The organism is Mycobacterium sp. NPDC003449 (genome assembly GCF_053588415.1).
The window spans coordinates 1-13,781 of the sequence record NZ_JBSFPX010000003.1 but is presented as its reverse complement, the minus strand read 5'-3'; the positions used below and the strand labels follow the sequence as shown (position 1 = coordinate 13,781).

The 13,781-nt window shown below is 65.1% G+C and carries 15 protein-coding genes; 10 read left to right on the top strand and 5 right to left on the bottom strand.

Annotated features, from left to right (window positions below; genetic code table 11):
* Positions 1-3 precede the first annotated feature (3 nt).
* On the top strand, positions 4-1,566 hold the full coding sequence (locus tag ACWDTP_RS01610) for an AMP-binding protein (RefSeq protein WP_450015896.1): 1,563 nt from the start codon (positions 4-6) through the stop codon (positions 1,564-1,566).
* A gap of 70 nt (positions 1,567-1,636) precedes the next feature.
* On the opposite strand, the gene ACWDTP_RS01605 is transcribed toward ACWDTP_RS01610, so the two are convergent.
* From ACWDTP_RS01605 to ACWDTP_RS01595, 3 genes are read right to left on the bottom strand one after another with little or no spacing between them, the layout of a single operon-like run.
* A complete protein-coding gene (locus ACWDTP_RS01605; protein WP_450015894.1) occupies positions 1,637-1,951 on the bottom strand; it encodes a hypothetical protein in 315 nt (104 codons plus the stop codon).
* Entirely contained in the window at positions 1,945-2,487 is a 543-nt protein-coding gene (locus ACWDTP_RS01600) for a hypothetical protein (protein ID WP_450015892.1), read from the bottom strand. Before ACWDTP_RS01600 ends, ACWDTP_RS01605 begins: the two co-directional genes overlap by 7 nt.
* A 54-nt stretch (positions 2,488-2,541) precedes the next feature.
* The gene (locus tag ACWDTP_RS01595; RefSeq protein ID WP_450015890.1) at positions 2,542-3,369 is read right to left on the bottom strand and encodes a MerR family transcriptional regulator; all 828 of its coding nucleotides are present in this window, start codon (positions 3,367-3,369) and stop codon (positions 2,542-2,544) included.
* A gap of 142 nt (positions 3,370-3,511) precedes the next feature.
* Here ACWDTP_RS01595 and ACWDTP_RS01590 point away from each other — a divergent pair, with 142 nt between their 5' ends.
* Positions 3,512-3,862, top strand: a complete 351-nt coding sequence (locus ACWDTP_RS01590; RefSeq protein ID WP_450015888.1) for a nuclear transport factor 2 family protein — start codon at positions 3,512-3,514, stop codon at positions 3,860-3,862.
* Positions 3,859-4,698 carry an SDR family NAD(P)-dependent oxidoreductase gene (locus ACWDTP_RS01585; protein ID WP_450015886.1) on the top strand — a complete coding sequence of 280 codons (840 nt, stop codon included), beginning with the start codon at positions 3,859-3,861 and terminating at the stop codon, positions 4,696-4,698. Before ACWDTP_RS01590 ends, ACWDTP_RS01585 begins: the two co-directional genes overlap by 4 nt.
* A gap of 123 nt (positions 4,699-4,821) precedes the next feature.
* Here ACWDTP_RS01585 and ACWDTP_RS01580 read toward each other — a convergent pair whose 3' ends face one another.
* Both ACWDTP_RS01580 and ACWDTP_RS01575 read right to left on the bottom strand, forming a co-directional pair.
* Positions 4,822-5,556: an IclR family transcriptional regulator gene (locus ACWDTP_RS01580; RefSeq protein ID WP_450015884.1), complete on the bottom strand. Its 735-nt coding sequence runs from the start codon at positions 5,554-5,556 to the stop codon at positions 4,822-4,824.
* A 53-nt stretch (positions 5,557-5,609) separates the two neighbouring features.
* Positions 5,610-6,596: a phosphoglycerate dehydrogenase gene (locus ACWDTP_RS01575; protein ID WP_450015882.1), complete on the bottom strand. Its 987-nt coding sequence runs from the start codon at positions 6,594-6,596 to the stop codon at positions 5,610-5,612.
* Between the two features lie 164 nt (positions 6,597-6,760).
* Here ACWDTP_RS01575 and ACWDTP_RS01570 point away from each other — a divergent pair, with 164 nt between their 5' ends.
* From ACWDTP_RS01570 to lhgO, 7 genes are all read left to right on the top strand, one after another.
* Positions 6,761-7,294, top strand: a complete 534-nt coding sequence (locus tag ACWDTP_RS01570) for a tripartite tricarboxylate transporter TctB family protein (protein WP_450015880.1) — start codon at positions 6,761-6,763, stop codon at positions 7,292-7,294.
* Between the two features lie 5 nt (positions 7,295-7,299).
* Positions 7,300-8,805: a tripartite tricarboxylate transporter permease gene (locus tag ACWDTP_RS01565; RefSeq protein WP_450015878.1), complete on the top strand. Its 1,506-nt coding sequence runs from the start codon at positions 7,300-7,302 to the stop codon at positions 8,803-8,805.
* Between the two features lie 33 nt (positions 8,806-8,838).
* Positions 8,839-9,843: a tripartite tricarboxylate transporter substrate binding protein gene (locus ACWDTP_RS01560; protein WP_450015876.1), complete on the top strand. Its 1,005-nt coding sequence runs from the start codon at positions 8,839-8,841 to the stop codon at positions 9,841-9,843.
* Between the two features lie 30 nt (positions 9,844-9,873).
* Positions 9,874-10,491, top strand: a complete 618-nt coding sequence (locus tag ACWDTP_RS01555) for an RraA family protein (protein ID WP_450015874.1) — start codon at positions 9,874-9,876, stop codon at positions 10,489-10,491.
* 76 nt (positions 10,492-10,567) lie between these two features.
* The gene (locus ACWDTP_RS01550; RefSeq protein ID WP_450015872.1) at positions 10,568-11,911 is read left to right on the top strand and encodes an MFS transporter; all 1,344 of its coding nucleotides are present in this window, start codon (positions 10,568-10,570) and stop codon (positions 11,909-11,911) included.
* A complete protein-coding gene (locus tag ACWDTP_RS01545; protein WP_450015870.1) occupies positions 11,908-13,044 on the top strand; it encodes an Ldh family oxidoreductase in 1,137 nt (378 codons plus the stop codon). Before ACWDTP_RS01550 ends, ACWDTP_RS01545 begins: the two co-directional genes overlap by 4 nt.
* Before the next feature lie 34 nt (positions 13,045-13,078).
* The coding region (gene lhgO / locus ACWDTP_RS01540; RefSeq protein ID WP_450015868.1) for an L-2-hydroxyglutarate oxidase at positions 13,079-13,781 on the top strand (703 nt) is incomplete at its 3' end.

The following is a 13,781-nucleotide window of genomic DNA, read 5'->3' as shown; positions in this document are numbered from 1 at the left end:
GTAATGGACAGCACGCCACCGGGATTCGACGCCGATGCCGAGGGAGTCATCCGGCGGCTCAACGAAGTCTTCGGAGCCGCCGACGCGAACGCGGCAGAGCTCCTCGTCGACGCGCACGATCCCCAGCAGGTCGCCTTCACCACAGTGTGGAGGACCGACGACGGATATCTCGAGACCCGCCAACTCACCTATGGCGAACTGGCACAGAGGTCCGCGCGCCTTGCGACCGGGCTCGCCGAGCTCGGTGTCACCCGGGGGTCGCGCGTCGGTGTTCTGATGAGCAAGCGCAGTGAGCTCGTGCTCACGCTACTCGCCGTGGCTCGACTCGGTGCCGTCTACATCCCGTTGTTCACCGCCTTCGCCCCGGCAGCGATCGACATGCGCTTGCGCGCGGCAGGCGCCACGTTGGTGGTCACCGAGCCGTCGCAAGAACACAAGCTCGACGGCTTGCCCGTGGAGCGTCTGGTGACCGGCGCCGATTTCGACGACCTCATCGCAGCCAACCATCCTCTCGCCACATCGGTTGCGGTAGGCGGAGACGGCGAGCTGATCCTGCTGTTCACCAGCGGGACAACCGGGCCGCCCAAGGGGGTTCCCGTGCCACTGCGGGCGCTCGCGGCGTTCACCGCTTACCTGCGGTACGGACTCGACGTGACGTCTGAGGACGTGTACTGGAACGCCGCCGATCCAGGGTGGGCGTATGGCCTCTATTACGGCGTGCTCGGACCACTCGCGGCCGGACGCGCGAACATTCTCGTACGGGAGGGCTTCTCGCCTGAGTGGACCACCCAGGTCCTCGCCGAGCTCGGCGTCACCAACTTCGCGGCGGCCCCGACGGTGTACCGTGCCCTCGCCAAATCTGGCCCCATGCCACAACTCCGGCTGCGGTGTGCATCATCGGCGGGCGAACCGCTCACGCCCGACGTGGTGGAATGGGCGAAACCCGCGCTGGGGACGGAGGTCCGCGACCACTACGGCCAGACTGAGCACGGGATGGTCATCAACAACCACTGGGAACCATCGGTTCGGCGGGACTTGGAGCCCGGTTCGATGGGCCAACCCATGCCCGGATTCAGGGCGGCGGTTCACGATGGCGAGATCGCGCTCGACGCGATGGCGAGCCCGCTGATGTGGTTCCGCGGCTACCTCGACGCCGAAAATCAGACCCGCGAACGCTACAGCGCGGATGGTCGCTGGTATCTCACGGGCGACGCAGGCCGGCAGGAGCCGGACGGCAACTTCTACTTCCAGGCCCGCGATGACGACGTGATCATCATGGCCGGCTACCGCATCGGCCCATTCGACATCGAGAGCGTACTGATCCGTCATCCCGCGGTGGTCGACGTCGCGGTCGTCGGAAGGCCCGACGAGATGCGCGGTGAAGTCGTCGAGGCCTATGTGGTCCTCGCGGACACGGGCAGCGGTGATGCGGATCTGGCGGCCGAACTCCAGCAGATGGTCAAGAAGAGGTACGCCGCACATGCCTATCCGCGGACGGTGCACTTCGTCGACGAACTCCCGAAGACGCCGAGCGGCAAGGTCCAGCGCTATCTGCTCCGGAAATAGTTGGCCCGCTGCCTGTCGGTTCGCCATGACTCGCTGATCACAACGCGTGAACTACGGCAGATCCGAAGTCTCACCGGCCGGGGCGGTGCTCGGCCAAGGACCGGAAGGCCGGCACAGGTGAGGCGGAGGGGTCTTCGGCGAAAACCTGGATGCCGATGTGGCTGGCGCCGGCCGTGAGATGGGCGCCGATCCGGGTGTAAATCGTTTTCGGGGAGCCGTGGGCCACCAGGGCGCCGATGAGTGCGTCACTGCCTGATCCGTCGACGTCCGCTTTGGTGAACCCGTGCCGCATAAGGTTGTTGGTGTAGTTCCGCAAGCCGAGGTAGGGATTCTGGACGGCGGGACGGCCGATCCTTCGCGCCTCGTGATCGTCCTCGGTCAGCACGACCTTGTGTTCGGGGCCAGGAAAGCACCCAGTGTTTCTCGGGCATGTCGCGTGTGCGCTGGCACGGTGAGATAGGGGTGCGCGCCCAATGTCTTTTCCCTGGCCAGGGTGAGCGTGTTGGTTCCCAGGGCGCCGATGACGATCGCTTCGCCCGGCACTCCGCCGTCCAGGAGTGCGTCGACAAAGTGGACCATCCGTTCGTAGGGCCTGTCGTAGGCGCCACGGCTTTCAGGGTGGCCGAGACCGATGCCGAGCAGCAGGCGAGGTCCGTAACGGTCGACGATCCGGTGATAGTGATGGGCGATGCTGCGGGCGTCGTCCTGCCACATGTTGATGATTGCGCTCGCGATGATGGCATGTCTGGTCGCGGCGATCATCTGCTCAAGCAGGTTCATGTCGCCCACGGGGTCTGCACCGATTCCCACCCAGATCGTCTGATAGCCCAACTCTTCGAGCTGGGGCGCGTATTCGATACGGGGTACATCGCCCAGTGCGGGATTGAGCCGTGCTCCGTAAGTGCCGAACCGCTCGTACACGTCAGTTGTTTCCTTTGGGTTGGCGCGCCGCCATGAACTGGCCGAGGACTGCGTTCAGTCTGGCGGTCGGGTGGTGCTGAAAATTGGCCAACAGATTTCTGTGGCGGTGAACGTCGTTGGTTCCGAGGGCGTTCCACCGATGTAGTGTTCGCGAATCGGTCCTCGGTGGCTGATCAGATGCTCGTTTGCGTATATTCCCAGGGCCCCGTAGCTGCGGTCGATGCCGTCGTGACCGCCGGAGTGGGTGAGTACCGCGTATTCGGCCTGAGGTAAGACCTCGGCACGGACGCCTTCCGGAGGGTCCGCGGATTGCGGAGCCGGGACGAATAGTGTGGTGTTGCCACGTGATTCGAGGAATAGTGCTCGCTCGTAGAGGCCACCCGGGACGACCGAGGAAGGTTCCCTTCCCGCCGTCGCAACGGCATCTTGTAGTTTCTTCAGCGTCGCTGCGAACCAGCTGTCGATCTCGGCAGTCTCGATGATGGCACCGATGGACCACACGGCGAGCGGCGGTTCGTGGCGCACCTCCACGTAGGCGGGGGTGCGCACGGGGGTCAATAGTTCGCGCAGCGCGCCGACGGTGTCGCGAGTGTGCTGCAGCTGCATCTCCATCTGTTCGAGATGGGTGGTGATGATCTCGGTACGGGTCGCGGCGTCTTCTGTGCTCAGCAGCGCCTTGATATCGGGAATGGACATGCCCAGAGATCGGAACCGACGGATGATGTGTGCATGATCGACTTGGCCGGTGTCGTAGAAGCGGTAGCCGGTGTGGGTGTCGATGTGGGCTGGTTCGAGAATGCCGATGTCGTGGTAGTGCCGTAGCGCCTTCCTGCTCAGGCTGGTCATCACGGCGAAGTCACCGATCGAGACCTGTGCGCCCATGGCGTCCTCCTATGCGATCTACCGCCCGCGTTATCGGGTAAGCCCATCGTGCAGTCTGCCCCTGGGGGGAGAGTCAACGCTGCGGCGTGAGCCGCCGGCCCAGGGTTGACTCTCCCCTTAGGGGAAGCTCCAACGTGGAGTCATGACCACCGAATGGGATGCACTCCCGGACACCATAAACACGTTCATGACCGCGCTCGACGATCGAGAGGACGACCGAGCGCTCGCCGCGTTCACCGCGGATGCCGTGGTGACCGACGAGGGCCGCGACTACGCGGGCCGTGACGAAATCGGGGCCTGGCTGGCCGCCTCGGGCAGCGAGTACACCTATACGTCCGAGTTCACCGGCGCGGCAGTACTCGACCGGCAGACCGAGACGACCGTCGACGTCTCGCAGCACCTGCAGGGCAACTTCCCGGGCGGGGTCACCGACCTGCACTTCCGCTTCACGCTGGACGGCGCGTCGATCAGTCGGCTGGTGATCGAGCCATGAGCCGGAGATGGTTCATCACCGGGGGCACGCCCGGCGGCTTCGGGGTGGCGTTCGCCGAGGCGGCGTTGGAGACCGGGGACCGCGTGGTGCTCACCTCCCGGCGTCCCGAGGAGTTGCGGGCGTGGGCGGAGCAGTACGGTGACCGCGTTCTCGTCGTGCCGCTGGAACTCACCGACGCGGCCCAGGTGCTGCGCGCGGTGCGTGCCGCCGAGGAGCGCTTCGGTGGTATCGACGTGCTGGTCAACAATGCCGGCCGCGGTTGGTATGGATCGATCGAGGGGATGGACGAGTCCTCGTTGCGGGCGATGTTCGAGCTGAACTTCTTCGCGGTGCTGTCGGTGACGCGTGCGGTGCTGCCGGGGATGCGGGCCCGCGGGAGCGGGTGGATCGTCAACGTGTCTTCGGTGGCCGGGCTGGTGGCGGCGCCCGGATTCGGCTACTACAGCGCGACGAAGTACGCCGTCGAAGCCGTCACCGATGCGCTGCGCGACGAGGTCGCCGAGCAGGGTATCTCGGTGTTGACGGTCGAACCGGGAGCGTTCCGCACGAACGCCTACGCCGGATTCGGGAACGAGCCTGTTGCGGAGGCGATTCCGGTGTACCACGACATGCTGGAGCGGGTCCGCGCCGCCTTCGTTGAGATGGACGGGGCGCAGCCCGGCGATCCGCGCCGCGGTGCCCGTGCGGTGATAGCGGCGATGACCCAGGAGCCGCCGCCCCGTCGGCTGGTCCTTGGCAGTGGCGGATACGACGCCGTGATCGATGCGCTGGAGCAGAACCTGGTCGACGTTCGGGCCAGCGAAACTCTTTCTCGCAGTGTGGATTTCCCTGCCTAATCGAACACCATTGATGTGACAGCGTCGTGGCGCCGGACGAATCCCGGTTTCTGGTGACCGTATCGGGGGGGCCATGTGCGATGGTCTGCGGTACGTGGTGGGGTACCGTCCACCCCGGTGATATCAGGTTATGCGCTCTGCGATGGCCGAGGCGGCTCGCCGGACTTCGATGGCAAGCTTCGGCACGTGGTCCTCGGTGAGATCATGGATGTCGCCGGCGACCTGAACGCCCGCAACGCATTCGCCGGCCCTGTCGAAGATCGGCGCCGCAACCGATGCCACGCCCAACGCACGTTGCTGGTGGGAGTAGGTGTAACCGTCTCGGCGGATCTGTTCCATCTCGGAAAGGAACTCATCGTCGGTTGGGCGTTGTCCGATGGCGGGTTTGACGTCGGCCTCCACCTTGAGCGCCTCGGCGATATCGGCCGAGCTGAGGTGGGCGGCCAAGATCTTCCCGGCGCCGACGGTGAGGGGTAGGCGTTCACCGGTCGGCAGCACGTAGCGCATCGGTGTACTGCCTTCGATACGCGCGATGACCGCGCGGGCAAATCCCGTGCGCGCGAACAGCGACGATGTCAGTCCGGTCGCTGTGGCAAGATCCTGCAGGACGGGCCTTGCTGCGGCGACCAAGGGGCTGCTGGCGAGGTAGGCGTGGGCGCCGAAGAGCAGTGCCAGCCCTGCCCGATACCCGCCGTGGGCGTCGCGCTCCACGCGGCCGCGCGATTCCAGCACCTGCAGGATGCGTTGTGTGGTGGCGCTGTGTAAACCGGCGCGTCGTGCGATCTCCGAGATCCGCAGCGGCTGGGAGCTGGCGTCGAGCACTTCGAGCACGTCGATCGCCCGTTCGAGTGACCGCATATTACTCGGTCGTTCGGGCCCGGCCACCTCGTTTCCTTCCTCGCCGACCCTCGTCAGACCTGTTGGTAGCCCTTGGAGCGTGGCGCGTTGACGGCATTCTCCGGTAGTTCACCTCGAAGAACTTGTATCACACAGCGAGCGGCGATGAGGCCGGAGCGGTCTCTTGCCTGGCGGGTCGAGCCTCCGATGTGCGGGGTGAGCACGACGTTGGGCAGCGTGCGAATCGGGGCGTCCGGCGGTAGTGGTTCTGCCTCCACGACGTCGAGCGCGGCACCGGCGATGACGTTGTTGCGCAGCGCATCCACCAGCGCGGCTTCGTCGACGATCGGTCCGCGCGAGGTGTTGATCAGGTAGGCGGTCGGCTTCATCAAGGCCAATCTCTCGGCGTCGATGAGGTGATGCGTCTGAGGCCCGAGGAACAGGTGCAGGCTGACGAAGTCCGACAAGTTGAGCAACCGCTCGAGCGGCACGACCTCGATTCCGTGCTCGTCGACGTATGCGTTGTCGATGACCTGGTCGTGTGCCAGAACACGCATGCCGAACGCCGTCGCGAGATGCGCGACGGCGCGGCCGATCGCCCCCAACCCGACAACGCCCAGAGTTGTGCCCGCCAGTTCGGTACCCGACGGGCGTCCCCACCCACCCGACCGGACGTCGGCGACAACGGGGTTGATGTGCCGCGCGCACATCAACAGGAACGCCAGCGTCAACTCCGCCACCGACTGACGATTCACGCCAGGCGCATTGCACACCACGATGCCTCGCTCGCTGGCCGCGTCGACGTCGATGGCGTCGAATCCCACGCCGGTGCGAGCGATCACGCGCAGTGCCGGCGCTGCGGCCAGCACCGAAGCTGTGAACGGATCCGAAGCGGCAACCACTGCGTCGACGTCGGTGAGCAACTCGATGAGTTCCTCCTCGGACCGGCCCCCGGTGAGGGGGGCGTGCTTGGTAGTGCATCCGGCGGCGCGCAGCATGAGGTCCACCTCATCTCCCGGACGGAGAAACACCGAGGTCAGAAGGACATGTGCGGTCGTCATGGTCGCCTTTCACTTGTTCGCCGACGCTTCGGAATCGAGCATCATCGAGGTCACATCGCTACCGAGGCTTGACCTGAATCACATCCTCAATGCATCATAAGACGAGTAATAGCCTCACACAATGAGGTTTTCGCCGCAACATTTCCATGGACTTGAGGTTCTCCGTGACCACTACCACGCGCACCGCCGAGCTTCCCGGCCCCCAGAGGTCGTGGCTAGGCGTCGTCGTCGCCGCCGTGTTGTTCGCGATCGCCGTCGCGGCGGGGATCGGCACCCTTTCGTTGGGGTATTGGACCCCGCTCGGCCCAGGGCCGGGGTTCTTCCCGTTGTGCCTGGCCGTCGTACTCGCTGCGGCGGCGATCATGTGGGGACTCGGTCAGTGGCGCGGCGAGAGTGTCGATGCCACCGAAAGCACCCAAGGCGTCGAGACTGGCGAGGACATCAACTCCGTCCGCAGCATCACGGCGATCGTCGCCAGCCTGGTTCTAGCCGCAATGTCGTTGGAAATCCTGGGTTTTCAGATCACGGTTCTGGCGTTCCTGTTCTTCCACCTCCGCGTGCTCGGACACCAACGCTGGCGAGTGACGATCCCGACCATGGTGATCGGTAGCTTCGGGGTCTTCACGCTCTTCGACCTGCTACTCGCCGTCCCGCTGCCCACGGCATCCATCCCGCTTCTCGCGAACTTGGGGTTGTAGCACTCATGGACCTGCTCACCTCACTCGGCGCGGGCCTCGCCGCCGCCGCAACGCCGGAAAATCTCCTCTACGCGCTCATCGGATGCCTCATCGGCACCGCACTCGGTCTGCTACCCGGCATCGGCTCCACCGCCGGTATCGCGATCCTGCTACCGGTCACCTTCGGCATGGAGCCGGCGTCGGCGATCATCATGCTCGCGGCCATCTTCTACGGCACCTCCTACGGCGGCACCATCACCAGCGTCCTGCTGAACATCCCCGGCGAAGGCGAGACCGCCATCACCTGTCTTGACGGTTATCAGATGACGCTGCGCGGCCGCGCGGGCGCGGCGCTGACGATCGCCGGATTCGGCTCATTCATCGGCGGTACCGTGGCCACCCTGGGCCTCATCGTCGCCGCGCAACCGCTGTCGAAACTCGGACTCATGGTCGGTCCGCCCGAGTTTTTCGCCATCGTCATCGTCGGAGTCGCGCTTCTGGTCGGGCTGGTCGGGAAATCCGTCTCCGGCGGGCTGATCTCCGCGGCCGTAGGCATGCTCATCGCCATGGTGGGCATCGACCCGGTGGAGGGCTTGCCGCGCTTCACCTTCGGCTCACCGCACCTGCTCGACGGCATCAGCATCGTTCCCGTACTGGTGGGGCTGTTCGGCCTCGGAGAATTACTGCACGTGTCGGCCACCAGTATCGCCCGGCCGCCAATCCCCAAGCTGCGCGAGCTGCTGCCCACCCGAGCCGAGATCCGCCGCGCCGCACCGGCAGTGGGACGCGGCACCGTGATCGGCGGCATCATCGGCGTCATTCCCGGGGTCACCAGCACCATCTCCTCGCTACTGGCCTACAGCGTCGAACGCAAGGTGGGTCGCCACAGAGCAGAACTCGGCACCGGCGCCGTCGAAGGCGTCGCGGCACCCGAGACCGCGAACAACGCCCACGCGAACTCGGCATTCATCCCACTGTTCACCCTCGGCGTCCCGGCATCACCGGCGATCGCGGTGCTCATGGGCGCCTTCCTCCTCAACGGCCTCACCCCCGGCCCGTCGCTGTTTCAAACCGACCCGTTGCTGGTGTGGACGGTGATCGCCAGCCTCCTCATCGGCAACGTCATTCTGGTCATTCTCAACGTGCCGCTCGTCGGCGTTTGGACGCGGCTGCTCGCCATCCCCTATCCGATACTGCGGGGACTGATCCTGGTGTTCATCATCGTCGGGGCGTTCGCAGTGAACCGCAGCGTCTACGACCTGTACATCATGATCGGATTCGGGATCGTCGGTCTGCTGTTCCGGCGTTGCGGTCTCCCATTGGCGCCGCTGGTGCTCACACTCGTGCTGGGGCCGCTGCTGGAGTCCGCTCTGCGCCAGAGCATGCAGATCTCGAATGGGGATCCCTCGGTGTTCTTCACCCGCCCCATTGCCTTGGCGATGTTGATTCTCGCCGCGGTCATCGTCATCGCATCCGCCGCGGGCTCCCGCCTGCGGCGCCGCGCCAATCTGCCCTCGGACATCGAGAGCTGACCGGCTCCACCCACTCATATCGAAGGAGTTCCCATGAATATGCGCAAGTTTCGGCGCACAGTCGCCGTCACCTTCGCCGTGACATTGCTATCGGCCGGGTGTGCGGGCATGCGCAGCCAGAACGCCGGCGGCGGTGACGAATCGGCCGACTACCCCAGCGGTCCGGTGACCATGCTGGTCGCCTTCGATCCCGGCGGCGGGTCCGACGTCGGCGCCCGACTGATGGCCAAAGAGCTGGAAAAAGAACTCGGCCAACCCGTGGTTGTCGAGAACAAACCCGGCGCCGGTGGGCAGATCGGCTACACCGCGTTGTCCGAGGCCGCTCCCGACGGCTCCCTCTTCGGATTGACCACGATTCCCGGCCTCCTGGTATCGGCGCTCGACAAATCCCGCAAGGCCGAGTACACCGTCGACTCCTTCGCGCCCAGCGCATTACAGGTGTTCGACCCGGTCGCAATCGCCGTCGCCCCCAACAGCCCCTACAAAACCCTCAACGACCTCGTTGCCGCCGCCAAGGCCACACCAGGACAGATCACGGCCACCACCACGGGCATCGGAACCACCGAACACTTCGCATTGACCGAGCTGAACCAGGCCGCCGGCATAGACATCCGACCCGTGCATTTCGCCGACGGCGCCGCCGCCAGCGCAACGGCCTTCCTCGGTGGAAACGTCGACCTGCTCCTGAGCAACGTCGGTGACGTCCAACCCACCCTGAAAAGCGGAGGCGCCCGGCTCCTCGCGGTGATGTCGGAGCAGCGCAGCCCGTTCGCTCCCGACGTCGCGACGACCGTCGAGAGCGGATACGACGTCGTGCAGGGCTCCTCTCGCGGCTACGCGTTTCCGGCAGGCACCCCCGACGCCATTGTCGACCGGATGTCGGAGGCCATCGGAACAGTGATGAAACGCAAGGAATTCCAAGACCAGATGAAAGACCTCGGTCTGCAACCCGAGTACCTCAACGCAGCCGACTACAAGAAATTCTGGGACGAACAAGCCGCGGTCTTCAAAGACCTCATTCACCTCATCCACGACTGACCACCCGATCTCGGAGAACGAAAGGTCCTCATGAACAAAGACACTCGCCGACAACTGATCGAACGACTGCGAACGGTCCCCGCGGCCAACATCGGCGACGGAATGGAACGCCTCGGCCTGCTTGACTCCTCCGTGCAGAGTGTGTGGCCTGGCGCCCGCGTCGTCGGCCCGGCCTTCACCGTATGGACCCGATCCGGAGACAACCTCTTCATCCACAAGGCCCTCGAGGAGTGCAGCGCCGGCGATGTCATCGTCGTCAACGGTCACGGCGATCTCAGCCGCGCGCTGATCGGCGAACTCATCGGCGCCAGGGCCGCCGCCAAGGGGATCGCTGGTTTCGTCATCGACGGCGCCGTGCGAGACGCCGAGGGGCTGCACGGTTACGGCATGCCCGTGTTCGCGCGCGCCATCACCCCGGCCGGACCATACAAATACGGGCCGGGCCGGCTCCAGGTCCCGATCGCCGTGGCCGGCGTCGCCGTGCTGCCGGGAGATCTGATCGTCGGGGACGGCGACGGCGTGGCCGTCATCCCGACCGCAATGGCCGAGACGGTCACCGCGGCCGCCGAAGCCGTCCAGATCGACGAAGCCGAACGCCGTCGCCGCTACGAGAGCAATATTCCCGCTGCCGCCGGCGAGCACCGATGACGAAAATGGACACGCCGACTCTCGAAGAGTTCGCAGCGATCCTCCTGCGGGGCACGCCACCCCCCACCCGAGTTTCATGAGGAGCGGTCGCATGGCCGGGATCAAACCGGGCACCAAAGACCCGCGGCCCGAGATCGAGCGGACCACCATCCGCAAGATCTCGCTACGGCTGCTGCCCTTCCTGATCGTCGCGTACCTCATCGCCTACATCGACAGGTCCAACGTCGGTTTCGCGAGTCTGCAGATGAACGACGATATCGGGCTGAGCGCATCACAGTTCGGGCTGGGTGCATCGATCTTCTTCATCGCGTACGTCGTGTTCGAGGTCCCCAGCAACCTCATCATGGACAAAGTCGGTGCGCGAATCTGGATCGCGCGCATCATGATCACCTGGGGCCTTGTTGCGGCCGGCATGGCTCTGGTCGTCGGGCCGACATCGTTCGGCGTCGCGCGCTTCCTACTCGGCGCGGCGGAAGCCGGGTTCTTCCCCGGCGTCATCCTCTACCTGACGTTCTGGTTCCCACCGTCCTACCGCGCCCGGGTGCTCGCAGTGTTCTCGATGGCGATTCCCCTCTCCAGTGTGCTCGGTTCGCCGATCTCGGGATATCTCCTCGGGCTCGATGGCCTGCTCGGACTGCGCGGGTGGCAATGGTTGTTCATCATCGAGGGCGTGCCGGCCACCATCTTGGGCATCGCCGCCCTCTTCCTGCTCCCGTCCCGGCCGAGGGATGCGAAATGGCTTGGCACCTCGGAGTTGGCCTGGCTCGACCGAGAAATGCAGGCCCAGCAGCGCGAAGTCGCCGACGATCACATCCCCCTTGTCAAGCTGCTGCTGAGCAGGAAAATCCTCGTGCTTTCGCTTGTCTACGCCAGCACCGCCGTCCTCAGTCAAGGCTTATCGCTATGGCAGCCCCAGATGATCAAGAGCTTCGGCCTGAGCAATTCCGCGATCGGCTGGTTCAACGCGCTGCCGTTCGCCGTTGCCATCGTCGCCATGCTCGTCTGGGGGCGGATTTCAGACCGTAAGGCCGAGCGGGTGAAGTCCACGGTCCTGCCGATCATCGTGGCAGCCTTGGGATTGGCCTTCATCCCCCTGGTTGTCTCGTTCCCGGTCTTCCTGCTCGTGGTGTCCGTTGTCCTGGCCGGTACGTACGCGGCCAAGGGACCGTTCTGGGGTCTGGCGACCGAATGGATGAGCAAACGTGAAGCCGTTGGAGGTGTCGCGATGGTGAACGCGCTCGGATCGCTGGCGGCCTCCGGGGGAAACTGGGTGATCGGTGCGATCAAGGATCACACCGGCAGTTTCGCGCTCGCGATGACGCCGATGCTCGCGCTGACCGTCATCTGCATCGTCACCCTCCTGATCGCCGCGTATCGTCAGCGCCGCACGGATCAGCCCGTTGCCAGGCACGTTCCGTGACGGGCCGGCACGTGCCCCCACTCGACCACTCCACGCGGGCGCTCCTCGTGTCGGAGGAGATGGTCCGCACTCAGATCCACACAGTGCTCACGGGCTGGGGGCTGCCTGCTGAGCAGGCGAACCTCGTCGCCGACGTCATGACCGACACCGATCTGGCTGGTGTCGATTCGCATGGCATCGCCATGCTTCCCGCATACGAGAATCTGCTCGCGACGGGTGGGCTCAACGTCCACGCCGACCCTGTGATCGTCAAGGAAGGCGGCTCCCACGCCACCATCGACGGGCAGGGCGGGCTTGGGCACATCGCCGCCATCCGAGCCGTCGACATCGCCGTCGATAAGGCTGAAAAATGCGGTTCCGGCGTTGTCGCCGTGCGCAACTCACACCATTTCGGTGCTGTCGGACACTACGTCGCCCGCGCGGCAAACCGGGGACTGGTATGCCTGGCGTCCACCACCACCCGGGTCGTCGCCGTACTGCCCTCCCGAGGTGCCGTTCCTCGGCTGGGCACAAATCCACTCGCGTTCGCGGCTCCGACCGGTGCTGGGTGGCCGCTTGTGCTGGATATGTCCACATCCACCGTGGCCAGCAACAAGGTGCGTGCTTACGCACTGAGGGACAAGCCGCTTCCGGTCGGCTGGGTGCACGACGGCACCGGGCACTCGATCGTGGATGCCCATCAGGCCCGCGCCCAGATCTCCTCGCAGCAGCAAGGGGGCTTGACGGCCCTCGGCGGAACCGAGAGCATGGCGAATCATAAGGGCTACGGGTTGGGGATCATGGTCCAAATCCTCTCGGCGACACTCTGCGGAGCCGCATTCTCACCGCTGAGAGACAGTGGAGCCACCGACGACATCGGGCACTTCTTCCTGGCCCTGGACCCTTCGGCGTTCCGCGATGACGGCGAGTTCCTTCACGATATCGATGCCCTTGTCGAGTTGCTCCACTCCACGCCGCCCATCGACCCCTCCCATCCGGTCCTCGTTCCTGGTGAGCCAGAGGAGATGACGCGGCGCGAGCGTCGCGCCTTCGGCATCCCGCTACCCCTGACCCTGATCGACGAGGTCGAGGCGATCTGCCGCCGACACCACGTGCCGTTCATCCTCGCCGGAACGGACCCGGTTTCGCGCTGATATCTCCCGCCCACCATCCCGGAGCATGAAACCTATGAGTACAACCGATCACACCGACGTCGTCATCGTCGGCGGTGGCATCGTCGGACTCGCCACGGCCTACAAGATCCAGCAATCGCGACCCGGCACGTCCGTCACGGTCCTGGAGAAGGAACCGGCTGTCGCCCAGCATCAGACCGGCCACAACAGCGGTGTCATACACTCCGGCATCTACTACACCCCCGGCAGCCTGAAAGCACAGCTGTGCAAGCAGGGCGAGAAGGAGACCAAGGACTTCGCCACCAAGCATGGAATCCCGTACCGGGCGACGGGCAAGCTGCTGGTAGCGACCAACCCCGTCGAGAAGGAGCGCATGAGTGCGCTATTCGAGCGGGCAGAGGTCAATGGACTCGACGTCGAATTGCTCAGTCCTGCGGCACTGCGGGCGGCCGAACCCCATGTCCGTGGTCTCGGCGCGATCAGAGTCGCCGCCACGAGCGTCATCGACTATTCGCTCATCAGTCGCGCTCTTGCCGCCGGCATCGTCAGCACAGGGGGCGCCGTCGAAACCGGCAGAACCGTCACAGGAATCCGTGAGGAACCGAACAGGGTCATTGTCGAGACCGACGACGCGACCTGGGAGGCAGATCATCTCGTCGCGTGCGCCGGCCTTCAGGCCGACCGTATCGCCAAGGTCGCGGGGCTCGACATCGATACCCAGATCGTTCCGTTCCGGGGTGAGTATTACTCGCTACCCG

Coding starts and splice junctions, on each gene's coding strand:
- ACWDTP_RS01610 (WP_450015896.1), top strand. CDS start 4: ATGGACAGCACGCCACCGGGATTCGACGCCGATGCCGAGGGAGTCATC.
- ACWDTP_RS01595 (WP_450015890.1), bottom strand. CDS start 3,369: ATGGGCGCACAGGTCTCGATCGGTGACTTCGCCGTGATGACCAGCCTG.
- ACWDTP_RS01590 (WP_450015888.1), top strand. CDS start 3,512: ATGACCACCGAATGGGATGCACTCCCGGACACCATAAACACGTTCATG.
- ACWDTP_RS01585 (WP_450015886.1), top strand. CDS start 3,859: ATGAGCCGGAGATGGTTCATCACCGGGGGCACGCCCGGCGGCTTCGGG.
- ACWDTP_RS01580 (WP_450015884.1), bottom strand. CDS start 5,556: ATGCGGTCACTCGAACGGGCGATCGACGTGCTCGAAGTGCTCGACGCC.
- ACWDTP_RS01575 (WP_450015882.1), bottom strand. CDS start 6,596: ATGACGACCGCACATGTCCTTCTGACCTCGGTGTTTCTCCGTCCGGGA.
- ACWDTP_RS01565 (WP_450015878.1), top strand. CDS start 7,300: ATGGACCTGCTCACCTCACTCGGCGCGGGCCTCGCCGCCGCCGCAACG.
- ACWDTP_RS01560 (WP_450015876.1), top strand. CDS start 8,839: ATGAATATGCGCAAGTTTCGGCGCACAGTCGCCGTCACCTTCGCCGTG.
- ACWDTP_RS01555 (WP_450015874.1), top strand. CDS start 9,874: ATGAACAAAGACACTCGCCGACAACTGATCGAACGACTGCGAACGGTC.
- ACWDTP_RS01550 (WP_450015872.1), top strand. CDS start 10,568: ATGAGGAGCGGTCGCATGGCCGGGATCAAACCGGGCACCAAAGACCCG.